This is a genomic window from Streptomyces sp. NPDC021225 (assembly GCF_044332865.1).
GTDB lineage: Bacteria > Actinomycetota > Actinomycetes > Streptomycetales > Streptomycetaceae > Streptomyces.
Genome location: NZ_JBIRPV010000001.1, coordinates 1573540 through 1595284 on the forward strand (window position 1 = coordinate 1573540; position 21745 = coordinate 1595284).

The following is a 21745-nucleotide window of genomic DNA, read 5'->3' on the forward strand; positions in this document are numbered from 1 at the left end:
GCCTACCCCTGGAACAACGGTCATCTTTTCGAGCGAGTACCCGGCATACGGGGAACGAATGCCGGAGATGCGGCATTCCCCCGGAGGCCACGAGCTCCGCGAACACGAGCCGACCCCGGCGGCGGGCGGCGTATCCGCAACGTCTAGAGTGGCGTGGTACGCGCAAGTCTTTACCGGCTCTTCATGTCCGGTGCTTGCTTGTTCTTGCCTTCTACCAGGGGTGTGCGTGACGGCCGTCGATTCCCGTCCTGCGGGGGTGCTCGATTCGAGCCGGAGCCGCCGGCCGCTCGGTGCCCGAGTCAAGGCGTTCGTGGCACTGACCAAGCCGCGTGTCATCGAGTTGCTGCTGATGACAACGGTGCCGGTGATGTTCCTGGCCGCCCAGGGCGTCCCGGATCTGTGGCTGGTGCTCGCCACCTGCGTCGGCGGCTATCTGTCGGCCGGTGGCGCGGGCGCGTTCAATATGTATTACGACCGCGACATCGACGCGCTCATGGACCGCACCTCGCAACGCCCGCTGGTGACCGGCATGGTCTCGCCGGCCGAGTGCCTGGTCTTCGCCTTCGCGCTCGCGATCGGGTCGACGGCCTGGTTCTGGTTCCTGGTCAACCCGCTGTCCGCGATTTTGTCGCTCGGCGCGCTGGTTTTCTACGTCGTCGTCTACACGATGTTGCTCAAGCGGCGTACCGCGCAGAACATCGTGTGGGGCGGCATCGCGGGCTGTATGCCGGTGTTCATCGGCTGGTCCGCCGTCACCAATTCGCTCTCCTGGGCCGCGGTGATTCTCTTCCTCGTCATCTTCTTCTGGACGCCGCCGCACTACTGGCCGCTGTCCATGAAGGTGAAGGAGGACTACGCGCGCGTGGGCGTGCCGATGATGCCCGTGGTCGCGGGCAACAAGGCGGTCGCCCGGCAGATCGTCCTCTACAGCTGGGTGATGGTCGTCGTCTCGCTGCTGCTCTGGCCGCTCGGCTACACCGGCTGGTTCTACCCCACCGTGGCCGCGGTGCTGGGCGCGTTCTGGCTCAAGGAGGCGCATGCGCTTCAGGCGCGCGCCAAGGCCGGGATCACGGGGGCGCAGCTCAAGGAGATGCGGCTGTTCCACTGGTCCATCACCTATGCGTCGTTGCTGTTCGCCGCCGTCGCCGTGGACCCCTTCCTGCGCTGATCACCCTTCCCGCGCCGATTACTGACCGGTAGCATCGGTCTCATGGCAGACAGCACGCAGACGGAGCCCGAGCCCGAGGGCCGCGCGGGCAAGGCCGCGTCGGCCAAGGCCGAGAAGCAGGTCAAGCGGCTCGCCCACCAGATGACCGCCTTCGCGCGGGACCACGGCGGCAGCGCCGAGGGCCAGCTCGCCCACATCGGCCGAGGCACCGTCCGCGTCGCCCTCGTCGGGGCCAACGGCGACTGGGGCACCCTGGTCGCCCCGTCCCACGACACGGCCCGCCGCGCCGCGGAGTCCGCGGGGATCACCCTGCACGACGACTTCGCCGGCGAGCTCGCGGCGAAGGTACGCACCGGGCCGTACGAGTGGACCCGCATGGCCGGGATCCAACTCGGCGGCCCGCCCAACGCGTAGCCCCCGCCGCGGCGGCTCTTTCTCCCCTGCCCCGCCCCTTCCCGCAGCATCTCCATGGGCCCCGCCGCGCGGTTGGCGTCCACGCCGGCCCTGGCCAGGGCTGGGCTGGGCTCGCGTACGGGGTCGGCCCCGCCTTGTCGGGCCAAGCCCGGGCCCGGCGGGCAACGAGGGGCGCGGCCCCAGCCGACCCCGGGCTGTCTTCGGGGCGAGGGAGGGAGGCCCACCGCGCGCCGGGCCCGGCGCCGGGGTCCGGGCCGGGCTCTGCTCCAGGCCTCGCGTCGGTGCCCCTGCCGGGCCTGGGCCCTGGCCGGCGGATCTTGAGGCCTGCGGCGGCCACGCTGCGGAGCAGCAAATCGACGCAGCCCCCACCCCGCCCCTTCCCGCAGTGTCTCTTTGCGGCTCCGCCGCGTGGCAGGGGCTTTGCCCCTGGACCCCGGGGTCTGGGGCGGAGCCCCCCACACGGCGGAGCCGCATATCGGCAGGGGCCCTGAACCCGCGAGGGCGCGGGGGCTGGGGGCTTGCCCCGGGATCGGGAAGGGGCGGGGAGGGGGGAAACCCTCCCGTCCCCGAGGGGCGCTCTTGCCGGGTGGGCCGGGGCGGGTCACGCTCGGGGGCGGGCCTGGCGACACCTCACCACCGTTTCGCCCGTTAAGCCCTTCGATGCCCGACGGCGAGGAGGCGGCGGTGACGGACGAGGCGACGGGCACTTCGGCCGACCCGGCCTCCTCGGCCGCCCCGGAGGACGCCTGGGACCCCTCCCCGCATGCAGAGGTCGGCGTCCTGCCGCCGCTGATCGACCAGCACAGCCACGGCACCCTCCACACCGAGCTCGGCCTCGGCTCGTTCGAGGCCCATCTCGCCGCCGCCGCGGGCTCCGGCGCCGCCGCCCCCGCGGGCACCACCTTCTTCGACAGCTGGACCGGCCTGGCCGTACGCCGCTGGTGCCCCCCATTGCTCGGCCTGGAGGCCCACTGCGCCCCCGTCCGCTATCTCGCCCGGCGGCGCGAGCTGGGCGCGTACCACGCGGGGCGGCTGCTGCTGCGCGGCGCGGGCATCGGCACCTTCCTGCTGGAGTCGGGGTCGCCGGGCGAGCTCACCTCGGCCGCCGAACTGGCCGCGGCCGCGGACGGCCCGGTCCACGAGGTCATCCGGCTGGAGCCGCTGGCCGAGGAGGTCGCGGACACCTCGGGCTCGGTCGACTCGTTCATCGGCAACACCGCCGAGGCCCTGTACTCCGCGGCCCAGCACGCCACCGCCTTCGCCCTGGGCATCACCTTCTGCGACGAGACCCCGCCGGACCCCCGGGAGGTGCGGCGCGCCGCGGACCGCTGGCTCGGCGGACGCACTCCGCGCGCCCGTCCCGCCGACCCCGCGCTGCTTCAGCATCTGCTGTGGAGCGCCGTCGCGACCGGCCTGCCCGTACAGCTGCACTGCGCCGACCCGCAGCCGCTCGCGGGCTTTCTGCACGCCACCGCGGGCGCCGGCACCGACCTGGTGCTGCTGCCCGGCCGCCCGCACCACCGCCGCGCCGCCCAACTGGCCGCGACCTTTTCGCACGTCTACGCGGACGCCGGGCCGCGGCCGGGGGAGACCCTCGGCGAGGCGCCGTTCGGCAAGCTGCTGTTCTCGACCGGGGCGCGGGCGCTGCCCGAGCTGTATGTGACCGGCGCCCGGCTGTTCGTACGGGCCATGGCGCGGCTGGCGGCCGAGTGGGTCGCCGACGGCGTCTGCACCCGGCCCGAGGCGCGGCGCATCGCCGCACTCGTCGCGGCCGGGACCGCGCGCCGGGTCTACCGGCTGGACCCGGCGGCCTCGGCGACGGGCTGAGCCGGGGCGGGGGCCGCGACCGGGGCGGGCAGCTCCGCGCGCTCGCGCTGGGAGAGCAGGACCCGCTGCACCGCGATCAGCACCAGGCAGGAGCCGAACATGTGGACGCCGACGACGACTTCGGGCAGGTGCGTGAAGTACTGAACGTAGCCGATCACGCCCTGGAGGAGCAGGACGACGAGGAACTCGACGACGGGGCGGCGCAGCGCGGCCGGGGCCTTCACGGCGCGCAGCGTGAACCACAGGGCGGCGCTCAGGCCCAGCACGATGTACACGAAGTCCACGTGCAGCTGGGTGATCTCCTGCCAGTCCAGCGGGATGCGGTGCACCTTCCGGGCGTCGCCCGCGTGCGGCCCGGCCCCGCTGACCACGGTCCCGATGAGGATCAGCACACCGGTCGCCCCGACCAGCAGCCAGGTCAGCTGACGGATGGGACGGGCGACGAGGTCGCGCGGCTCGGCGTCGCCCTCGCGGGCGCGCTGCCAGGTCACGACGGTGACCACGAGCAGCGCGGTGGCCAGGAGGAAGTGCGAGCTGACGATGTACGGGTTCAGGCCGGTGAGCACCGTGATGCCGCCGACGACGGCATTGCCCATCACGATCCAGAACTGTGCCCAGCCGAGCCGGGTGAGCGAGCGGCGCATCGGCGTACGGGCGCGGGCCGCGATGATCAACACGCCGACGACCGCGCACAGCACATACGTCAGCATGCGGTTGCCGAACTCGATGGCTCCGTTGATGCCCATCTCGCGGGTGGGCGTCAGGCTGTCCTCCGTGCAGGTCGGCCAGGTTGGGCAGCCGAGCCCGGACTGCGTCAGCCGGACCGCGCCGCCCGTCACCACGATGACCACGGTCATCACCACGGCGACCAGCGCCGCGCGTTCGACGAAGCGCGCGGAGGGCTGCCAGCGGCGGGCGATCTGCTCAAGGGGGTTCAGCGAAGAGGGCACGTCGCCCATCGTAGGCGGGCGCTTGTGCAGCTTTTCACGAGGGGGGTGTGGGGGGAGTCGCTCCCCCGTGGAGACGCAGCACGAGGGGGGTGTGGGGGGAGTCGCTCCCCCGTGGAGACGCAGCACGAGGGGGGTCGGGGGGAGTCCCCCGCCTACAGAAGCCCGCCCTACTCCCAGCGGAACCAGCGCGCCGCCGCCCCCAGCCCCAGCACCGCCCACACCGCCAGGATCCCCAGATCGCCCCACGGCACCCCCGCCCCGTCCCGCAGCACATCCCGCAGGCCGCCCGACAGGGCCGAGATCGGCAGCAGCTCCAGCACGCCGCGGACCGCGTCCGGGAACTTGTCCAGCGACACCATCACCCCGCCGCCGACGAGCAGCAGCAGGAAGACGAGGTTGGCGGCCGCGAGGGTCGCCTCGGCCTTCAGGGTGCCCGCCATCAGCAGGCCGAGGCCGGAGAACGCGGCGGTGCCGAGGAGGAGGAGCAGGGCGACGGTGAGCGGGTTGCCGTGCGGGGACCAGCCCAGGGCGAGCGCGATCACGGTCAGCAGCGCGACCTGGAGCACCTCGGTGACCAGCACCGAGCAGGTCTTCGCGGTCATCAGGGCCCAGCGCGGCAGGGGCGAGGCGCCGAGCCGCTTGAGGACGCCGTAGCGACGCTCGAAGCCGGTCGCGATGGCCTGGCCGGTGAAGGCGGTGGACAGCACGGCGAGCGCGAGGACGCCGGGGGCGAGGAAGTCCACGGCCTTGCCGTCCGCGCCCGTGTCGACGATGTCGACGGTGCTGAACAGCACCAGCAGCAGGGACGGGATGATCACGGTCAGCAGCAGCTGCTCGCCGTTGCGCAGCAGCATCCTGGTCTCCAGAGCCGCCTGTGTGCGGATCATGCGGTGCAGCGGCGCCGCGCCCGGCTGGGGGGTGAAGGTTCCCGTGGCGGTCACGCGCGCAGCTCCTTGCCGGTCAGCTCGAGGAAGACGTCCTCCAGGGTGTGGCGCTCGACCGAGATCCGGTCCGGCATGACGCCGTTCTGGGCGCACCAGGAGGCGACGGTGGCCAGCAGCTGCGGGTCGATCTTGCCGGTGACGCGGTACGAGCCGGGGGTCAGCTCGTCGGCCGCGGAGTCGGCGGGCAGCGCCTTGAGCAGGGAGGGCAGGTCGAGCGCGGGGCGGCCGGTGAAGCGCAGGGTGTTCTCCGCGCCGCCGCGGCACAGCTCTTCGGGGCTGCCCTGGGCGATGACCTTGCCGCCGTCGACGATCGCGACGTGGTCGGCGAGCTCCTCGGCCTCGTCCATGTAGTGCGTGGTGAGGACGACGGTCACGCCGTCCCGGCGCAGATCGCGGACGAGTTCCCAGGTGGCGCGCCGGGCCTGGGGGTCGAGTCCGGCGGTGGGCTCGTCGAGGAAGATCAGCTCGGGGCGGCCGACGACGGCCATGGCGAGCGCGAGGCGCTGTTGCTGGCCGCCGGAGAGCCGCCGGTAGGGCGTGCGGCCGCAGGAGCCGAGGCCGAGCCGCTCGATGAGGAGGTCGACGTCTATGGGGTGGGCGTGCAGGCCCGCGGTGTGGCGCAGCATCTCTTCTGCGCGCGCTCCGGAGTAAACCCCTCCGGACTGGAGCATCACGCCGATTCGGGGGCGCAGCGCGGCCGCCTGGGTCACGGGGTCGAGACCGAGGACGCGGACCGTGCCGGCGTCGGGCCGGCGGTATCCCTCGCAGGTCTCGACGGTGGTGGTCTTGCCCGCTCCGTTGGGGCCGAGCACGGCGGTCACGGCGGCACGCGCCACGGACAGGTCGAGCCCGTCCACGGCGGTCTTCGAGCCGTACCGCTTGACGAGGCCGACGATGTCGACGGCGGGCTCTTCTCGCATGCCGGGCAGTCTACGAATCGCCCGGCCGGCGCCGGCGGGCAGGGCGGTCACCGACCCCGTTTCCGCAGGCCAAGTTAGGTGTGCCTTAGTGACGCACTCCACCGGGGGGTCGGGGGGACCGCGCTTGTACCTTTGCCGGGAATTACGCAACAATGGCGTTGTGAAATACGCGAGCGAAGCTCCGGCGGAACGCGCGGTCGAGTCGGCCGCGCGGTCCGTCGTGCCCGTGCCCGCGCCCGATGAGCAGCACGGCACCCGTAACAAGGTCGCCCGCTCCATCCTCGACCACGGCCCGTCCACCGCTGCCGAGCTCGCCCTGCGGCTCGAGCTGACCCAGGCGGCCGTGCGCCGCCACCTCGACACCCTCGTCGCCGACGGCGTCGTCGAGCCCCGCGAGAAGAGGGTGTACGGGGCGCGCGGCCGCGGCCGCCCGGCCAAGGTCTTCGCGCTCACCGACTGCGGGCGTGACGCGTTCGACCAGGCGTACGACGAGCTGGCCGTGGCCGCCCTGCGCTGGATCGAGCAGAGCGCCGGCGGAGGCGAGGAGGGCCGCGAGGCGGTCGCCGCCTTCGCGCGTGCCAGGCTCGCCGCCCAGGCCGTGGCGTACCGCGAGGCCGTCGAGGCCGCGGAGCCCGAGGCCCGCGCCCGAGCTCTCGCCCGCGCACTGTCCGCGGACGGGTACGCTGCTACGGCGCGCAGCGCACCGGTCGGCGAACAGCTCTGCCAGCACCACTGCCCGGTCGCCCACGCGGCCGAGCGGTATCCGCAGCTGTGCGAGGCGGAGACCGAGGTCTTCTCCCAGTTGCTCGGGACTCATGTGCAGCGTCTGGCCACCATCGCCCATGGCGACGGGGTGTGCACGACCTACATCCCCGGGACCGGCAAGGCCGAGAAGGCGTCCCCCAGCAAGATCCTCAGCAAGACCAAGACCACCAAAGCATCTGCCAGCACGGCCGGGAGGAACCCCGAATGACTCTCCCCACGGAGACTGCTCACCCCGAGCTCGATGGGCTGGGCAACTACGAGTACGGCTGGGCCGACTCCGATGTGGCCGGTGCCGCGGCCAAGCGCGGCCTCTCCGAAGCGGTCGTCCGCGACATCTCGGCGAAGAAGTCCGAGCCGGAGTGGATGCTGAAGCTCCGGTTGAAGGGCCTCAAGCTCTTCGAGAAGAAGCCCATGCCCACCTGGGGCTCGGACCTCTCCGGTATCGACTTCGACAACATCAAGTACTTCGTGCGCTCCACGGAGCAGCAGGCCGCCTCCTGGGAAGAGCTGCCCGAGGACATCAAGAACACCTACGACAGGCTGGGCATCCCGGAGGCCGAGAAGCAGCGCCTGGTCGCGGGTGTCGCCGCGCAGTACGAGTCCGAGGTCGTCTATCACAAGATCCGTGAGGACCTCGAGGAGCAGGGTGTCATCTTCCTGGACACCGACACCGGTCTGAAGGAGCACCCGGAGCTCTTCCAGGAGTACTTCGGCTCGGTGATCCCGGTCGGCGACAACAAGTTCGCCTCGCTGAACTCGGCGGTGTGGTCCGGCGGCTCGTTCATCTACGTGCCGAAGGGCGTGCACGTGGAGATCCCGCTCCAGGCCTACTTCCGGATCAACACGGAGAACATGGGCCAGTTCGAGCGGACGCTGATCATCGTCGACGAGGACGCGTACGTCCACTACGTCGAGGGCTGCACCGCGCCGATCTACAAGTCGGACTCCCTGCACTCCGCGGTGGTCGAGATCATCGTGAAGAAGGGCGCCCGCTGCCGCTACACGACCATCCAGAACTGGTCGAACAACGTGTACAACCTGGTCACCAAGCGCGCCGTGGCCTACGAGGGCGCGACCATGGAGTGGGTCGACGGCAACATCGGCTCCAAGGTGACCATGAAGTACCCGGCCGTCTACCTGATGGGCGAGCACGCCAAGGGCGAGACCCTGTCCATCGCCTTCGCGGGCGAGGGCCAGCACCAGGACGCCGGCGCCAAGATGGTCCACATGGCGCCCCGCACCTCGTCGAACATCATCTCCAAGTCGGTGGCGCGCGGCGGCGGCCGCACCTCCTACCGCGGTCTGATCGAGATCGGCGAGGGCGCCGAGGGCTCCAAGTCCAATGTGCTGTGCGACGCGCTGCTGGTCGACACCATCTCCCGCTCGGACACCTACCCCTATGTGGACGTCCGCGAGGACGATGTGTCGATGGGCCACGAGGCGACCGTCTCCAAGGTCAGCGACGACCAGCTCTTCTATCTGATGAGCCGCGGCCTGTCCGAGGACGAGGCCATGGCGATGATCGTGCGAGGCTTCGTCGAGCCGATCGCGCGCGAGCTTCCCATGGAGTACGCGCTGGAGCTCAACCGGCTGATCGAGCTGCAGATGGAAGGCGCGGTCGGCTGACGCCGGACCCTTCCCCCGATACCCGCGGCGGCCGTCCTGAGGGAGGGCCGAGGTACGTCACCAGAAAGCGAGCTGTACAGCTGCCATGGCTGCTGAAACCATTCCGGCCGGATCCACCACGGACGGTGCCATCCAGGTGGGCCAGCCCACCGATGCGAGGGTCGGCGCCATCGCGTCGTACGACGTGGCCGACTTCCCGGTGCCGCATGGCCGCGAGGAGGACTGGCGGTTCACTCCGCTGGAGCGGCTGCGCGGTCTGCACGACGGCACCGCCGAGGCCACCGGCGGTGTGCGGGTCGAGGTGAGCGCCCCCGAGGGTGTCACCGCCGAGACCGTGGACCGTACGGACCCGCGCCTGGGCAAGGCCGGCAAGCCGGTCGACCGGGTCGCGGCGCAGGCGTACAGCTCCTTCGAGAAGGCCTCGGTGGTCTCGGTCGCCAAGGAGACCGTGCTCACCGAGCCCGTGCGGATCTCCGTGCACGGCGAGGGCGGCACCGCCTACGGCCACCAGGTCGTGGAGGTCGGCGCCTTCGCCGAGGCCGTCGTGGTCATCGACCACACCGGCGACGCCACCCTCGCGGCCAATGTGGAGTATCTGATCGGCGACGGCGCAAAGCTCACCGTCGTCTCCATCCAGGACTGGGACGACACCGCCGTCCACGCCGCGCAGCACACCGCGCTCGTCGGCCGTGACGCCACGTTCAAGTCCGTGGTCGTCACCTTCGGCGGCGACCTGGTGCGCCTCCACCCGCGCGTCATCTACGGCGCCCCGGGCGGTGAGGCCGAGCTCTACGGCCTGTACTTCACCGACAACGGCCAGCACCAGGAGCACCGGCTCTTCATCGACCACGACACCCCGCACTGCCGGAGCAACGTGGCCTACAAGGGCGCGCTCCAGGGCAAGGACGCCCACGCGGTCTGGATCGGCGATGTGCTGATCCGCGCCGCCGCGGAGGGCACCGACACCTACGAGCTCAACCGCAACCTCGTCCTGACCGACGGCGCGCGCGTCGACTCGGTGCCGAACCTGGAGATCGAGACCGGCGAGATCGTCGGCGCCGGCCACGCGAGCGCGACCGGCCGCTTCGAGGACGAGCAGCTGTTCTACCTGATGGCGCGCGGCATCCCGGCCGACGAGGCCCGCCGTCTGGTCGTCCGCGGCTTCTTCGCCGAGCTCGTCCAGCAGATCGGCATCCCCGAGCTGGAGGAGCGCCTGATCGCCAAGATCGAGGCCGAGCTGGAGGCGTCCGTCGCATGAGCCAGACCTTTGTACGCGCTTGCGCGCTGAGCGAGCTGGAAGACGACACCCCCAAGCGGGTGGAGCTTGACGGCGTGCCCGTGTCGCTCGTGCGCACCGAGGGCGAGGTCTTCGCGATCAACGACATCTGTTCGCATGCGAACGTGTCGCTGTCCGAGGGCGAGGTGGAGGACTGCCAGATCGAGTGCTGGCTGCACGGCTCCAGCTTCGACCTGCGTACCGGTAAGCCGTCCGGCCTCCCCGCGACGCGCCCCGTCCCCGTATACCCCGTAAAGATCGAAGGGGACGACGTGCTCGTCTCCGTCACCCAGGAGTCCTGAGGCACCCATGGCAACGCTTGAGATCCACGACCTGCACGTCTCCGTCGAGGCCGAAGGCGGCCCCCGCGAGATCCTGCGCGGCGTCGACCTGACCGTGAAGCAGGGCGAGACGCACGCCATCATGGGCCCCAACGGCTCGGGCAAGTCCACGCTCGCGTACTCGCTCGCGGGCCACCCGAAGTACCAGGTCACCGGCGGCACGGTGACCCTGGACGGCGAGGACGTGCTGGCCATGTCCGTCGACGAGCGGGCCCGCGCCGGCGTCTTCCTCGCCATGCAGTACCCGGTGGAGGTCCCCGGGGTGTCCGTCTCCAACTTCCTGCGCACCTCGGCCACCGCCATCCGCGGCGAGGCGCCGAAGCTGCGCACCTGGGTGAAGGAGGTCAAGGAGGCCATGGAGCGCCTTTCGATCGACCCCTCCTTCGCCGAGCGGAACGTCAACGAGGGCTTCTCCGGCGGTGAGAAGAAGCGCCACGAGATCCTCCAGCTCGAGCTGCTGAAGCCCCGTATCGCGATCCTCGACGAGACGGACTCCGGTCTGGACGTCGACGCGCTGCGCGTGGTCTCCGAGGGCGTCAACCGCGTCCGCGAGACCGGTGAGGTCGGCACCCTGCTGATCACCCACTACACGCGCATCCTGCGCTACATCAAGCCCGACTACGTCCATGTCTTCGCGGCGGGCCGGATCGCCGAGTCCGGCGGCGCCGAGCTCGCGGACAAGCTGGAGGAAGAGGGCTACGAGGCCTATGTGAAGGGCGGCGCGACGAGTGAGTGACGACGACAGGGGCCGCTTCGGCGGCGAGGGATTCGGCGCGGGATACGGAGGCGCAGGGACATGACACAGCTGCCGGGCCTCCTCGACACCGAGGCGATCCGTAAGGACTTCCCGATCCTGGACCGGCTGGTCCACGACGGCAAGAAGCTCGTGTACCTGGACAACGCGGCGACCTCGCAGACGCCGCGCCAGGTGCTCGACGTACTCAGCGAGTACTACGAGGTGCACAACGCGAATGTGCACCGCGGAGTGCATGTGCTCGCCGAGGAGGCCACGGCGCTGTACGAGGGCGCCCGGGACAAGGTGGCCGCCTTCATCAACGCGCCGAGCCGGGACGAGGTGATCTTCACCAAGAACGCCTCGGAGTCGCTCAACCTCGTCGCCAACATGCTCGGTTGGGCCGATGAGCCCTACCGCGTGGACAGCGACACCGAGATCGTCATCACGGAGATGGAGCACCACTCCAACATCGTCCCCTGGCAGCTGCTCTCGCAGCGCACGGGCGCGAAGCTGAAGTGGTTCGGCCTCACCGACGACGGCCGTCTTGACCTGTCGAACATAGACGAGATCATCACCGAGAAGACCAAGGTCGTCTCGTTCGTCCTGGTGTCCAACATCCTGGGCACGGTCAACCCGGTCGAGGCGATCGTCCGCCGCGCGCAGCAGGTCGGCGCCCTCGTCGTGATCGACGCCTCGCAGGCCGCCCCGCACATGACGATGGACGTGCAGGCGCTTCAGGCCGACTTCGTGGCCTTCACCGGCCACAAGATGTGCGGCCCGACGGGCATCGGCGTGCTGTGGGGCCGCCAGGAGCTGCTGGAGGACCTGCCGCCCTTCCTCGGCGGCGGCGAGATGATCGAGACCGTCTCGATGCACTCCTCCACCTACGCCCCCGCGCCGCACAAGTTCGAGGCCGGTACGCCCCCGATCGCCCAGGCCGTCGGCCTCGGCGCGGCCGTGGACTATCTGACCTCGATCGGTATGGACAACATCGCCCGCCATGAGCACGCGGTCACCGAGTACGCGGTGCGCAGGCTGCTGGAGGTCCCCGATCTGCGGATCATCGGCCCGACCACGGCCGAGGACCGCGGCGCCGCGATCTCCTTCACGCTCGGCGACATCCACCCCCACGATGTGGGCCAGGTGCTCGACGAGGAGGGCATCGCGGTCCGGGTCGGCCACCACTGCGCCCGCCCCGTCTGCCTGCGGTACGGAATTCCCGCGACCACGCGAGCGTCGTTCTATCTGTACTCCACCCCGGCCGAGGTCGACGCCTTGGTCGAGGGCCTGGAGCACGTTCGGAACTTCTTCGGGTAGGGGCGTGCCGCGTGAAGCTTGATTCGATGTATCAGGACGTGATCCTCGACCACTACAAGCACCCGCACGGGCGGGGGCTCAGGGACGGGGACGCCGAGGTACACCACACCAATCCGACGTGCGGGGACGAGATCACCCTCCGGGTGCGGCTCGACGGCGAGACCATCGAGGATGTGAGCTACGAGGGCCAGGGCTGTTCCATCAGCCAGGCCAGCGCGTCCGTGCTCAATGACCTGCTGGTCGGCAAGGAGCTCGACGAGGCGCGCAAGATCCAGGAAACGTTTCTGGAGCTGATGCAGTCCAAGGGCAAGACCGAGCCGGACGACGCGATGGAGGAGGTGCTGGAGGACGCGGTGGCGTTCGCCGGCGTCTCGAAGTACCCGGCCCGGGTGAAGTGTGCCCTGCTGAGCTGGATGGCGTGGAAGGATGCGACCGCCCAGGCGCTGGGCGAGCGCGCCGAAGGGAAGATCGCATGAGTGACAACGTGGAAACGGCCGTCAAGCCGGCCAGCGAGGAAGAGGTCCGCGAGGCCCTGTACGACGTCGTGGACCCCGAGCTGGGCATCGACGTGGTCAACCTGGGCCTCGTCTACGGCATCCACATCGACGATGCCAACATCGCCACCCTCGACATGACGCTGACGTCGGCGGCCTGCCCGCTGACCGATGTCATCGAGGACCAGGCGAAGTCGGCCACCGAGGGCATCGTCAACGAGCTGCGGATCAACTGGGTCTGGATGCCGCCGTGGGGCCCCGACAAGATCACCGACGACGGTCGCGAGCAGCTTCGCGCGCTCGGCTTCAACGTCTGAGCCACACCGTCCGAGCCACACCCCGAAAGGCCCCCGCGCACCCCGCGCGGGGGCCTTTCGCGTATTCCGGTGATCCGTTGCGTACGGTCGTACGCATCGTTGTGTACACTCGTACGCATGGGATATCTGACACTCGCGGGGGCGATCGCCGCCGAGATCCTGGCCACCACCTCGATGAAGTACAGCGAAGGCTTCAGCAAGCTCTGGCCCTCGCTGGTCACCGTGGTCGGGTATGTGGTCGCCTTCGCCCTGCTCGCGCAGACGCTCAAGACCATCTCGGTCGGCACCGCATACGCCATATGGGCCGGGGCCGGGACCGCCGTCATCGCGGCGATCGGCATGGTCTTCCTCGGCGAGGCCGCGACCGCCGCCAAGGTGATCGGGGTGCTGCTGGTGATCGCCGGGGTGATCGTGCTCAACCTGGGCGGGGCCCACTGATGGCCCGCCGCTACGACCCCGAGCGGAGCCGGCGCATCATCGACGCCGCGGTCGCCGTGGTCCGCGAGCGCGGCATCGCGGGGCTCAGCCACCGCGCCGTGGCGGCCGCGGCCGATGTGCCGCTGGGCTCGACCACGTACCACTTCGCCACCCTCGACGATCTGCTGGTCGCGGCGCTCCGGAAGGTCAACGAGGAGTGGCTGGCGGATGTGGAGCGCTGGGCGGAGCGCTACGACCCGGCCGTGGGACCGGCCGGGCAGCTGGCGCGCTGGGTCGAGGAGCTGTTCGCCGGGGACCGGGAGCGGCTGGTGCTGGAGTACGACCTGTGTCTCTCCGCGCTGCGCCACGAGGCGGTGCGGCCGGTCGCCGCGGAGTGGGTGGACGGCATGGTCCGGGTGCTGAGTCGGCTCGTGCCCGACCCCGCCGCGGCGCGCGCGGTGGTGGCCCTGATCGATGGGATGGCCCTCCAGGCCCTGCTGACGGGCCGCCCCTACGACCGCGAGGGCACCCGCGCGGCGCTGGCGCGGATCATGGGCGAGGACGGCGACGGCGTGCCGTCCGGGACCGCTCGCTGAGACCGGTTCGCCTCCCGGGCCCGCCTCCGGTTAGCGTTCTGACCATGACCGACGCTCCCATCACCGCCAGCACCACCCACACCGGCGCAGCCGCCGCCGGTCTCGCCACCCTCGCCGAGGACGGCACCGTCCTCGACACCTGGTTCCCGGCCCCCGAGCTGGTCGCCGAGCCCGGCCCGGCCGGCACCGAGCGGCTGAGCGACGAGCGCGCCGCCGAGCTGCTCGGCGACACCGCCCGGGGGGCCCTCGGGCCGGACGCGCGCCGCGGGGTCGAGGTCGTGGCCGTGCGTACGGTCATCGGCTCCCTCGACGACAAGCCGCTCGACGCGCACGACGCCTATCTGCGGCTGCACCTGCTCAGCCACCGCCTGGTCAAGCCGCACGGCCTCAGCCTGGACGGCATCTTCGGCCTGCTGGCCAACGTGGCCTGGACCTCGCTCGGCCCCGTCGCCGTCGACCAGGTCGAGCGGGCCCGCCTGGCGGCCCGCGCCGAGGGGCTCCAGCTGGCGGTGACCGGCGTGGACAAGTTCCCGCGGATGACCGACTACGTGATCCCCGCCGGGGTGCGCATCGGCGACGCCGACCGCGTCCGGCTCGGCGCCCACCTGGCCTCCGGGACCACCGTCATGCACGAGGGCTTCGTCAACTTCAACGCCGGCACGCTGGGCACCTCCATGGTCGAGGGCCGGATCAGCGCGGGCGTCGTGGTCGGCGACGGCTCGGACATCGGCGGCGGCGCGTCGATCATGGGCACGCTGTCGGGCGGCGGCAAGCAGACGATCTCCCTCGGCGAGCGCTGCCTGCTGGGCGCCGAGGCGGGCATCGGCATCTCGCTCGGCGACGACTGCATCGTCGAGGCGGGCCTGTATGTGACCGCCGGTACCCGGGTCACCGTGCCGGACGGCACGATCATCAAGGCGCTGGAGCTGTCCGGCGTCGACAACATGCTCTTCCGCCGCAACTCCGTCAGCGGCGCGGTCGAGGCGCTGCCGCGCAGCGGCTCGTGGGGCGGCCTCAACGAGGCGCTGCACAGCCACAACTGAGCAGGGCGGGCGGGCGGTCCTCGTCAGAGGCCGCCCGCCACCTTGTCGTACACGACCCGCAGCCCGTCGGTCAGCTCTCCGTCGGCGGGGAGCAGCGGGGCCCGCACCGGGCCCGCGGGCAGCCCGAGGGCGCCGAGCAGCGCCTTGGAGGTCACCGTGCCCGGGGCGCCGGCGGACATCATCCGCTCGACGAGCGGCGCGAGGGCCAGATGGCGCCGGGCCGCCTCGCCCGTGTCCCCGGCGTCGTACGCGTCCAGCACCGAACGCACCTGCGGCCCGGCGACGTTGGCCACGACGCTGACGTATCCGGCCGCGCCGATAGCCAGCAGCGGCAGGTTCAGCTCGTCGCAGCCGGAGAAGTAGGCGAGATCCGTGGCCGCCATCACCTTCGCCGCCTTCGACAGGTCGTAGGCGCTGTCCTTGACGGCCGTGATGCGCGGATGCTCGGCGAGCCGCAGCAGTGTGTCGGCGGCGAGTTCGGTGCCGGTCCGGGCGGGGACGTCGTACAGCATCACCGGCAGGCCGACGGTGTCGGCGACGGTGCGGAAGTGCTCCGCCACGGCGTCCTGCGGCGGGCGGTTGTAGTACGGGGTGACGACCAACAGGCCGTGCGCGCCCGCCCGTTCGGCCGCTCGGGCCAGCTCCACGGTGTGCCGGGTGTCATTGCTGCCCACCCCGGCGGTGACCCGGGCCCGGTCGCCGACGGCCGCCACGACGGCCCGCAGCAGCGCCTCCTTCTCGGCGTCGGAGGTGGTCGGGGACTCGCCGGTGGTGCCGCTGACCACGATTCCGTCGCAGCCGCCCCGGTCCACCAGATGGGTGGCCAGGCGCTGTGCGCCGTCGAGGTCGAGGGCGCCGTCCGCGCCGAACGGGGTGATCATGGCGACGGCGGTACGGCCGAAGGGGCCCAGGGGCATGGTGTGCACACTCCGTGTGGCAGGGGTCGGTGGCTTCCTGCGCTGGATTCTGGGCCCCTTCGCCGTACAGGTCTATTTAATTATGCTGGCCGGACACTTCAGCAGCGCTACGGCTTCACTCGGGCGATCTGCGGGTCGTGGTCGCTGGACTGGTCCGCGAACTCCGCGTTGATGTGCACGATGTCGTAGTCGGGGCGGCGCACGGCGCGGCTGGTGAGGATGTGGTCCAGCACCTGCGAGTTGCCGTTGTAGACATAGCCGTAGCGCTCGTTCTCCGGCAGCGCGGTGACCAGGTCGGTGAGCACCCCGCCGGCGGTGAGATCGGCCAGCGCGGGCGAGAACTGGTAGTCGTTGAGGTCGCCCACGACCACGACCCGGGCGCTCGGGTCCACGGCCAGCAGCTTGTTGACGAAGGCGTTGACCACCCCGGCCTGGCCGGTGCGCTGGGTCTCCGAGCGGCGGGCCGGGGGCTGGAACCGGCTGTCCAGGCCCTGGTCGCCGCCCTTGGAGTTGAAGTGGTTGGCGATGACGAGGACCGGGCGGCCGCGGAAGGAGAACTGCCCGGCCAGCGGCTTGCGGCTGCCCTTCCAGACCGGGTTCGCCGGGTCGATGCGGCCCGGGGAGGCCGACAGCCCCGCCTTGCCGTGGTCGTCCGTCACCCGCACGGGGGTGGTGGCGTCGCCGCCCGCGACATCGGTGAAGGAGACCCGCGCGGGGTTGAAGAGGAAGGCCACCCGGATGTTGCCGCCCGGCTGCCCGCCGTCCTGGTCATCGACCGGGTCGATCTGCCGCCACTCGTACGCCGGGCCGCCGGCCGCCGCGATCGCGTCGGTGAGCTTCTTCAGCGTCTGCCCGGCGCTGGTGACCGCGTCGTTCGTCGGGCCGTTGTCGTCCTGCACCTCCTCCAGGGCGACGATGTCGGGCGTGGCGAGATTGCGCACCAGGCCCGAGGCGAGCCGGTCGAACTTCGTCTGCGCGGTCTTGGGGGAGAGGTTCTCCACGTTGTAGGTGGCGATGGACAGCTCGTCGGCCTGCTGCTTGCGGGTGGTCTCCCGCGCCAGGTTTCCGTCCGCGAGCTGCCCGAGCGCGGTGGCCTGGATCTCGTATCCGCCGAAGCTGTCGTAGTCCAGCGGCCCCTCGGTGGTGCCGGTCAGCTTGTCGCCCACATCGGCGACGGGGAAGGGGCGCTGGGTGAACGGAATGAGGGAGCCGACCTTGACCCGGCCGGAGTTCGGGTCGCCGTACGAGCTGTAGAGCGCGCCGCCGCGCGCGGTGCGCGAGTGGCCGGGCTCGGCGGTGACCCACAGATCGTGGTACGCGGAGGTGGGACCCACGACCGGGGCGTCCTTGACCGAGACGCGCATGCCTTCCAGCGACTCGTAGCGGTCCAGGGCATACGAGTTCGGGCGCAGCCGCAGCCCTTCAATATTGCCGCTGTTGCCGCTGCCGCCGCCCGGCGCGGCGGGCGCGTAGCGGTCGGGGACGGCGGAGGGGGTGAGCGCGAAGGCCGCGGGCAGGGCGTTGCCCGAGGACTCGACCGTCCAAGTCGCCCGGGTGAGCTCGGTGACCGACTGAAGCCCCGCGCCGGTGCCGCCCGGGTAGTGCTCGCCGACCGTCCCGGAGACCCGCACCGCGTCCCCGACGGCGACCGACGGGGTGGTCGAACCGGTGTGGACGAAGATCCCTTCGCTGGTGGCCCGGTCCCGGTCGGGGTGCGGGTCCTGGAGCCAGAAGCCGCGGGCCGAGCCGAAGGCGCGGATCGCCGTGACCGTGCCGGGCACCCCGGACACCTGCTGGTCCGCGAACGGGGAGATCCGGGTGGAGCCCTGGATGTCGTGGATCCGTACCTCGGCGGCGGACGCGGACTGCGGGGCGATGAGCAGCCCGGCCGCGAGGGCGGCGGCCACGACGGCGGTGACGGTGGCGGGTCCGCGCGGGGCGCGTGGGGACATGGCGGTGCCTCCGATGAGGAAAGTGCGGAGCTGAACACAGGCGTTGTGGTGGCGACGGAACAATCCTCTACGCGCGTCAATGTCTGTCGTCGCCCGTGCGGTTGTCAAGGAACGGCTGGTGTACGGCCAGGTCAGGAGTGAACCGGCGCACGGCGCGGCGCCCGTCGCGCTCCGGCGCCCGGGGCCGTGGCCGTCCAAGTCCGACGGCGGATGGTTGGCCGAATTCACGGGCTGCCGCCCCCGCGGTGGCACATCGGGACGAAACCGCCCCACCTTCCGTCTAGGCTGGGACCGGTCGCGCCCGCAGCGCCGGGCCCCTCCCGAGCAAGACCCTTCCCACTCGTTCCACTATTCGTTCATCCGTTTCGTCTGCTTCATCCGCTCCCGAGGAGATGACTCCGCCGATGCCCGGAGACCGCCCCACCATGCCGCCCGTGCGGCTTCGCTCCGAGGCCGAACTCGCCAGGGACGCCCTCGCCGCCCCGCTGCTGGCTCGCGCGGTGCGGCTCGCCCGCTGGGCCGGACCGCGCAGGGCGGTCGCGGCGGGCGGCGTACTCACCGAGCCCGACCTGCGGGCGGCGGCCGAGCACCTGGGGCTCGGCGCCGACGAGGAGGGGCCGGGTTACGCGGCGGAGGCCTGGCAGCTGGCCGTCGACACCGGGTTGATCGAGGTCCAGGAGCCCGCGGCGGAGACCGGGGACGCGGACGCGGACGCCGGCCCGGAGCCGGGCGAGGACGGGGTCACGGGGATCGCCACCCCCGGCGAGGACCTGCGGTTGATCACCGAGGGCAGCCCGCGGGACATCCTGGACATCTGGCTCGGCGGCTTCGAGACCGTGCTCGCCGACGCCGCGGCCCCCGACCTCGCCGAGATCGTCGAGCAGATCGGCGACGACGGCGAGCTCGACCTCGACGCGATCGACTGGGACCCCGAGGAGGAGGCCGACTTCCTGGACGGGGTGCTGGGCAATCTGTATCTGCTGACCGCCCTGGACGAGGAGGACTCCGGCCGCGCCGTGCCGCTGCCCGCGCTCGCCGCCGCCATGATCGTCCCCGATGACATGGAGGAGCCCACCGACGACATCCTCGAGGAGATCTCCGAGGCGATGGTGCGCCTCGACGACCAGTTCCGGATGCTGGAGCCGACCGGCCTGGTCGAGTACCAGCCCGTGGACGAGGCGCTGATCGAAGAGGTCGACGGCGAGGGCCGCTTCCCCGAGACCACCGAGTCGCGGCTCGACCCCGACGAGGACGACGTCTCCCGCTACGGCATGGTGAGGCTCACCCCGCTCGGCGTCTTCGGCGTGCGCAGCCGCATGCTCGACGCCGGTATCGGCGCCCCGGTCGTCGGCGACCTCGCCGACAAGGGCGCGGAGATCCTGCTGGACGCCCTCCCCGGGCACCCGGAAACGGCCGCGCGCGCCGAGGCCGAGCAGTGGCTGGCGCGCCGTACGCCCGACCAGGCCGCGGGCGAGCTGCTGGCCGCGGCGCGCGGCGACGACGAGGGCGCGCCGCTGCGCCGGCTGGCCTGCCAGCAGACGCTCTCGCTGGTCGGGCCCGCGGCCGAGCCCGCGCTGCGCGAGGTGCTCGACGACCGCCACCTGGGCGGCCTGGCCCGGGTGTGGCTGGCCGAGCGCGCGATGCCGGAGATCCCGGAGCCGTCCGAGGAGATGGTGTTCTGGCTGACGGTGGACACCATCGCGGCGCAGCTCGCCGCGGATGGCGACTCCGCCGAACTGCGGGATCTGGTGCGCGGCCTGGTCGAGCAGTCGGAGACCTTCTTCGACTCGGTGTGGCGGGTGGACCACCCGGCGACGGCTGAGGTGCTGGAGGCGATGGGGCGGCTGCACCCGGACAAGCAGGCCGCCAAGCAGGCGCGTAAGGCGGCCTTCAAGGCGCGTTCGCGCGCCTGACAGGTGGCCGGCGGCGCCGGCCGGGGTGTGGGATCGGGCGTCGGAGGGGTCCGCGAGCGGTGGTGAGCGGTTCAACCCGCCGGCGCCAATCCGTCCGTCGATGTCGCGTCCAGTTCAACTGTTGTTCGACCGGGGGCGGGAGCGTATGCGCGCAGTCGGTGGACAGATCTGGCCAATCAGGAGACGAAGATGCCGCTCAGCCGCAGAGACTTCGCGAAGAGTTCCGCCTATACCGGGGCCGGGGTCGCCCTCGTCGGCAGCGCCGGCGTGCTCGCCACCGCCCCCGGCGCGCTCGCCGCCGAGCCCACCGAGACCGCCGACGCGGCGGCCGAGCGGGGCGGCTCCCGGCTCGGCTACGGTCCGCTCATCGCCGACCCGAAGGGCCTCCTCGCCCTGCCCGCCGGCTTCAGCTACCGGGTCATCACCCGCACCGGCCAGACCAAGCTGGAGTCCGGCGAGTCCACCCCCTCCAACCACGACGGCACCGCCACCTTCGAGGGCACCCGCGGCGCCACGCTGCTCGTCAACAACCATGAGCTGAAGGGCCCGCGCGCCGACTGGCCGCACCCGGTCCCGCTGATCGAGGGCCTGGTCTACGACCCGGCGGCCTCCGGCGGCTGCACCGTCGTCGAGGTCTCCAAGCACGGCGACCACGTCACCGAGTGGGTCGGCATCGCGGGCACGTCCACCAACTGCGCGGGCGGCAGCACCCCGTGGGGCACCTGGCTCACCTGCGAGGAGACCGAGGACAAGGCCGGCAAGAACGGCATGACCAAGGACCACGGCTATGTCTTCGAGGTCGACCCGCGGGATCGCCGGGCCAACCGCGACCCCAAGCCGATCAAGGCGCTGGGCCGCTACGCCCACGAGGCGGTCGTCGTCGACTCCAAGCGCGGCCACCTCTACCTGACCGAGGACGCCTCCGGCCCCAACGGCCTCTTCTACCGCTGGGTCCCGCCGCGCGGCTTCGAGCACGGGCGCGGCAAGCTGGGCACCCTCGCCGACGACGCGGGCGTGCTCCAGGCCCCCAAGTGCTTCGACTCCGGCGGCAACTTCGTCGACGACCTGTCGCGCGCGACCCAGACCGGCACGGTCTACGGCGTCGACTGGGTGGATGTGCCCGACCGCGACGCGAAGTCGGTCTCGGTGCGCAAGCAGTTCGACACCGGCCAGGTCACCCGGGCGCGCAAGCTGGAGGGCATGTGGTGGGGCGACGGCGGCGCGTACATCGTCTCCTCGTACGCCCGTGAGGAGAGCCCGGTCGCGCACGACGGCCAGGTGTGGTTCTACGACCCGAAGCGGCGCACCCTCACCCTGAAGGTGCTGCTCGGCGTCAACCCCGACCCGTCCAAGGACGGCGCGTTCGACGGCCCCGACAACATCACCGTCTCGCCGTACGGCGGCCTGGTCATCGCCGAGGACGGCGAGGGCGTCCAGCACCTCTTCGGCGCCACGGACGACGGCCGCACGTACCCGATCGCGCGCAACGAACTCGCGCTGACACCAGCCGCTGACGCGGCGGGCGGCACCGCCGAGGAGCCTGCGTACAGCGAGTTCACCGGCGTCTGCTTCTCGCCCGACGGCGACACCCTCTTCGCCAACATCCAGGAGCCGGGCATCATGCTGGCCATCACCGGCCCCTGGCGCCGCCAGCGCTCCCGCGGCTGATCTTTCCCTCTCCGCGGCTCTGCATCGCTCTTCCTTCCGCCCCCGTTCCCGCCGCCCGGCGGTAGCGGGGGCGGTTCGCGTATGCGCGTATGCGCGTGTGCGCGAGTTGCAGAGAATATTTTGCATAGGACCCTTTGCAAAGGA

Annotated in this window: 21 protein-coding genes; 16 read left to right on the forward strand and 5 right to left on the reverse strand. The window is 71.5% G+C overall.

What is annotated here, in order from left to right; all coding sequences use genetic code 11:
- Window positions 1-226: 226 nt before the first annotated feature.
- The 3 genes from ACH4S9_RS07215 to ACH4S9_RS07225 all read left to right on the forward strand — a co-directional run bounded on the left by ACH4S9_RS07215 (window position 227) and on the right by ACH4S9_RS07225 (window position 3409).
- Window positions 227-1168 carry a heme o synthase gene (locus ACH4S9_RS07215; protein WP_311724906.1) on the forward strand — a complete coding sequence of 314 codons (942 nt, stop codon included), beginning with the start codon at window positions 227-229 and terminating at the stop codon, window positions 1166-1168.
- A 42-nt stretch (window positions 1169-1210) separates the two neighbouring features.
- Complete coding sequence (locus tag ACH4S9_RS07220) at window positions 1211-1582, forward strand: hypothetical protein (protein ID WP_398370281.1); 372 nt, start codon at window positions 1211-1213, stop codon at window positions 1580-1582.
- A 660-nt stretch (window positions 1583-2242) separates the two neighbouring features.
- Window positions 2243-3409 carry an amidohydrolase gene (locus ACH4S9_RS07225; protein ID WP_311724908.1) on the forward strand — a complete coding sequence of 389 codons (1167 nt, stop codon included), beginning with the start codon at window positions 2243-2245 and terminating at the stop codon, window positions 3407-3409.
- On the opposite strand, the gene ACH4S9_RS07230 is transcribed toward ACH4S9_RS07225, so the two are convergent.
- The 3 genes from ACH4S9_RS07230 to ACH4S9_RS07240 all read right to left on the reverse strand — a co-directional run bounded on the left by ACH4S9_RS07230 (window position 3373) and on the right by ACH4S9_RS07240 (window position 6223).
- A complete protein-coding gene (locus ACH4S9_RS07230) occupies window positions 3373-4359 on the reverse strand; it encodes a heme A synthase (protein WP_385339491.1) in 987 nt (328 codons plus the stop codon). The genes ACH4S9_RS07225 and ACH4S9_RS07230 overlap by 37 nt on opposite strands.
- A gap of 167 nt (window positions 4360-4526) precedes the next feature.
- Window positions 4527-5300 carry an ABC transporter permease gene (locus ACH4S9_RS07235; RefSeq protein WP_398370284.1) on the reverse strand — a complete coding sequence of 258 codons (774 nt, stop codon included), beginning with the start codon at window positions 5298-5300 and terminating at the stop codon, window positions 4527-4529.
- On the reverse strand, window positions 5297-6223 hold the full coding sequence (locus tag ACH4S9_RS07240; RefSeq protein WP_311724911.1) for an ABC transporter ATP-binding protein: 927 nt from the start codon (window positions 6221-6223) through the stop codon (window positions 5297-5299). Before ACH4S9_RS07240 ends, ACH4S9_RS07235 begins: the two co-directional genes overlap by 4 nt.
- A gap of 160 nt (window positions 6224-6383) precedes the next feature.
- On the opposite strand from ACH4S9_RS07240, the gene ACH4S9_RS07245 reads away from it, so the two are divergent.
- The 11 genes from ACH4S9_RS07245 to dapD all read left to right on the forward strand — a co-directional run bounded on the left by ACH4S9_RS07245 (window position 6384) and on the right by dapD (window position 15151).
- Window positions 6384-7196: a helix-turn-helix transcriptional regulator gene (locus ACH4S9_RS07245; RefSeq protein WP_385339499.1), complete on the forward strand. Its 813-nt coding sequence runs from the start codon at window positions 6384-6386 to the stop codon at window positions 7194-7196.
- Window positions 7193-8614, forward strand: a complete 1422-nt coding sequence (gene sufB / locus ACH4S9_RS07250) for a Fe-S cluster assembly protein SufB (RefSeq protein WP_311724913.1) — start codon at window positions 7193-7195, stop codon at window positions 8612-8614. Before ACH4S9_RS07245 ends, sufB begins: the two co-directional genes overlap by 4 nt.
- 85 nt (window positions 8615-8699) lie before the next feature.
- Complete coding sequence (gene sufD / locus ACH4S9_RS07255; RefSeq protein WP_398370287.1) at window positions 8700-9872, forward strand: Fe-S cluster assembly protein SufD; 1173 nt, start codon at window positions 8700-8702, stop codon at window positions 9870-9872.
- Complete coding sequence (locus tag ACH4S9_RS07260; protein WP_014180620.1) at window positions 9869-10192, forward strand: bifunctional 3-phenylpropionate/cinnamic acid dioxygenase ferredoxin subunit; 324 nt, start codon at window positions 9869-9871, stop codon at window positions 10190-10192. The genes sufD and ACH4S9_RS07260 overlap by 4 nt, the downstream gene beginning before the upstream one ends.
- Before the next feature lie 7 nt (window positions 10193-10199).
- The gene (gene sufC / locus ACH4S9_RS07265; RefSeq protein WP_311724915.1) at window positions 10200-10967 is read left to right on the forward strand and encodes a Fe-S cluster assembly ATPase SufC; all 768 of its coding nucleotides are present in this window, start codon (window positions 10200-10202) and stop codon (window positions 10965-10967) included.
- Window positions 10968-11027: 60 nt separating this feature from the next.
- Window positions 11028-12284 (forward strand): cysteine desulfurase, encoded by a 1257-nt coding sequence (locus ACH4S9_RS07270; protein ID WP_311724916.1) that lies wholly within the window; start codon window positions 11028-11030, stop codon window positions 12282-12284.
- Between the two features lie 11 nt (window positions 12285-12295).
- A complete protein-coding gene (gene sufU, locus ACH4S9_RS07275) occupies window positions 12296-12760 on the forward strand; it encodes a Fe-S cluster assembly sulfur transfer protein SufU (RefSeq protein ID WP_311724917.1) in 465 nt (154 codons plus the stop codon).
- The gene (locus ACH4S9_RS07280) at window positions 12757-13095 is read left to right on the forward strand and encodes a metal-sulfur cluster assembly factor (RefSeq protein ID WP_311724918.1); all 339 of its coding nucleotides are present in this window, start codon (window positions 12757-12759) and stop codon (window positions 13093-13095) included. The genes sufU and ACH4S9_RS07280 overlap by 4 nt, the downstream gene beginning before the upstream one ends.
- Before the next feature lie 117 nt (window positions 13096-13212).
- Window positions 13213-13533 carry a multidrug efflux SMR transporter gene (locus ACH4S9_RS07285; protein ID WP_311724919.1) on the forward strand — a complete coding sequence of 107 codons (321 nt, stop codon included), beginning with the start codon at window positions 13213-13215 and terminating at the stop codon, window positions 13531-13533.
- The gene (locus tag ACH4S9_RS07290) at window positions 13533-14108 is read left to right on the forward strand and encodes a TetR/AcrR family transcriptional regulator (RefSeq protein ID WP_398370292.1); all 576 of its coding nucleotides are present in this window, start codon (window positions 13533-13535) and stop codon (window positions 14106-14108) included. Before ACH4S9_RS07285 ends, ACH4S9_RS07290 begins: the two co-directional genes overlap by 1 nt.
- 44 nt (window positions 14109-14152) lie before the next feature.
- Window positions 14153-15151 (forward strand): 2,3,4,5-tetrahydropyridine-2,6-dicarboxylate N-succinyltransferase, encoded by a 999-nt coding sequence (gene dapD, locus ACH4S9_RS07295; protein ID WP_398370294.1) that lies wholly within the window; start codon window positions 14153-14155, stop codon window positions 15149-15151.
- Between the two features lie 23 nt (window positions 15152-15174).
- Here dapD and dapA read toward each other — a convergent pair whose 3' ends face one another.
- Together dapA and ACH4S9_RS07305 are read right to left on the reverse strand one after the other, a co-directional pair.
- Complete coding sequence (gene dapA, locus ACH4S9_RS07300) at window positions 15175-16068, reverse strand: 4-hydroxy-tetrahydrodipicolinate synthase (RefSeq protein ID WP_398370296.1); 894 nt, start codon at window positions 16066-16068, stop codon at window positions 15175-15177.
- Window positions 16069-16175: 107 nt separating this feature from the next.
- On the reverse strand, window positions 16176-18020 hold the full coding sequence (locus ACH4S9_RS07305; protein ID WP_398370298.1) for an endonuclease/exonuclease/phosphatase family protein: 1845 nt from the start codon (window positions 18018-18020) through the stop codon (window positions 16176-16178).
- A 404-nt stretch (window positions 18021-18424) separates the two neighbouring features.
- Between ACH4S9_RS07305 and ACH4S9_RS07310 the strand changes: the two genes are divergently transcribed.
- Together ACH4S9_RS07310 and ACH4S9_RS07315 are read left to right on the forward strand one after the other, a co-directional pair.
- A complete protein-coding gene (locus ACH4S9_RS07310) occupies window positions 18425-19933 on the forward strand; it encodes a hypothetical protein (RefSeq protein ID WP_311724924.1) in 1509 nt (502 codons plus the stop codon).
- 189 nt (window positions 19934-20122) lie between these two features.
- Window positions 20123-21601: an alkaline phosphatase PhoX gene (locus ACH4S9_RS07315; protein ID WP_385339515.1), complete on the forward strand. Its 1479-nt coding sequence runs from the start codon at window positions 20123-20125 to the stop codon at window positions 21599-21601.
- Window positions 21602-21745: the final 144 nt, after the last annotated feature.

What these genes read in the sequence shown, in the direction of transcription:
- ACH4S9_RS07220 (WP_398370281.1), top strand. Translation starts at nt 1,211, where the DNA reads ATGGCAGACAGCACGCAGACGGAGCCCGAGCCCGAGGGCCGCGCGGGC.
- ACH4S9_RS07225 (WP_311724908.1), top strand. Translation starts at nt 2,243, where the DNA reads ATGCCCGACGGCGAGGAGGCGGCGGTGACGGACGAGGCGACGGGCACT.
- ACH4S9_RS07240 (WP_311724911.1), bottom strand. Translation starts at nt 6,223, where the DNA reads ATGCGAGAAGAGCCCGCCGTCGACATCGTCGGCCTCGTCAAGCGGTAC.
- sufB (WP_311724913.1), top strand. Translation starts at nt 7,193, where the DNA reads ATGACTCTCCCCACGGAGACTGCTCACCCCGAGCTCGATGGGCTGGGC.
- sufD (WP_398370287.1), top strand. Translation starts at nt 8,700, where the DNA reads ATGGCTGCTGAAACCATTCCGGCCGGATCCACCACGGACGGTGCCATC.
- ACH4S9_RS07260 (WP_014180620.1), top strand. Translation starts at nt 9,869, where the DNA reads ATGAGCCAGACCTTTGTACGCGCTTGCGCGCTGAGCGAGCTGGAAGAC.
- sufC (WP_311724915.1), top strand. Translation starts at nt 10,200, where the DNA reads ATGGCAACGCTTGAGATCCACGACCTGCACGTCTCCGTCGAGGCCGAA.
- ACH4S9_RS07270 (WP_311724916.1), top strand. Translation starts at nt 11,028, where the DNA reads ATGACACAGCTGCCGGGCCTCCTCGACACCGAGGCGATCCGTAAGGAC.
- ACH4S9_RS07280 (WP_311724918.1), top strand. Translation starts at nt 12,757, where the DNA reads ATGAGTGACAACGTGGAAACGGCCGTCAAGCCGGCCAGCGAGGAAGAG.
- ACH4S9_RS07285 (WP_311724919.1), top strand. Translation starts at nt 13,213, where the DNA reads ATGGGATATCTGACACTCGCGGGGGCGATCGCCGCCGAGATCCTGGCC.
- ACH4S9_RS07290 (WP_398370292.1), top strand. Translation starts at nt 13,533, where the DNA reads ATGGCCCGCCGCTACGACCCCGAGCGGAGCCGGCGCATCATCGACGCC.
- dapD (WP_398370294.1), top strand. Translation starts at nt 14,153, where the DNA reads ATGACCGACGCTCCCATCACCGCCAGCACCACCCACACCGGCGCAGCC.
- dapA (WP_398370296.1), bottom strand. Translation starts at nt 16,068, where the DNA reads ATGCCCCTGGGCCCCTTCGGCCGTACCGCCGTCGCCATGATCACCCCG.
- ACH4S9_RS07305 (WP_398370298.1), bottom strand. Translation starts at nt 18,020, where the DNA reads ATGTCCCCACGCGCCCCGCGCGGACCCGCCACCGTCACCGCCGTCGTG.
- ACH4S9_RS07310 (WP_311724924.1), top strand. Translation starts at nt 18,425, where the DNA reads ATGCCCGGAGACCGCCCCACCATGCCGCCCGTGCGGCTTCGCTCCGAG.
- ACH4S9_RS07315 (WP_385339515.1), top strand. Translation starts at nt 20,123, where the DNA reads ATGCCGCTCAGCCGCAGAGACTTCGCGAAGAGTTCCGCCTATACCGGG.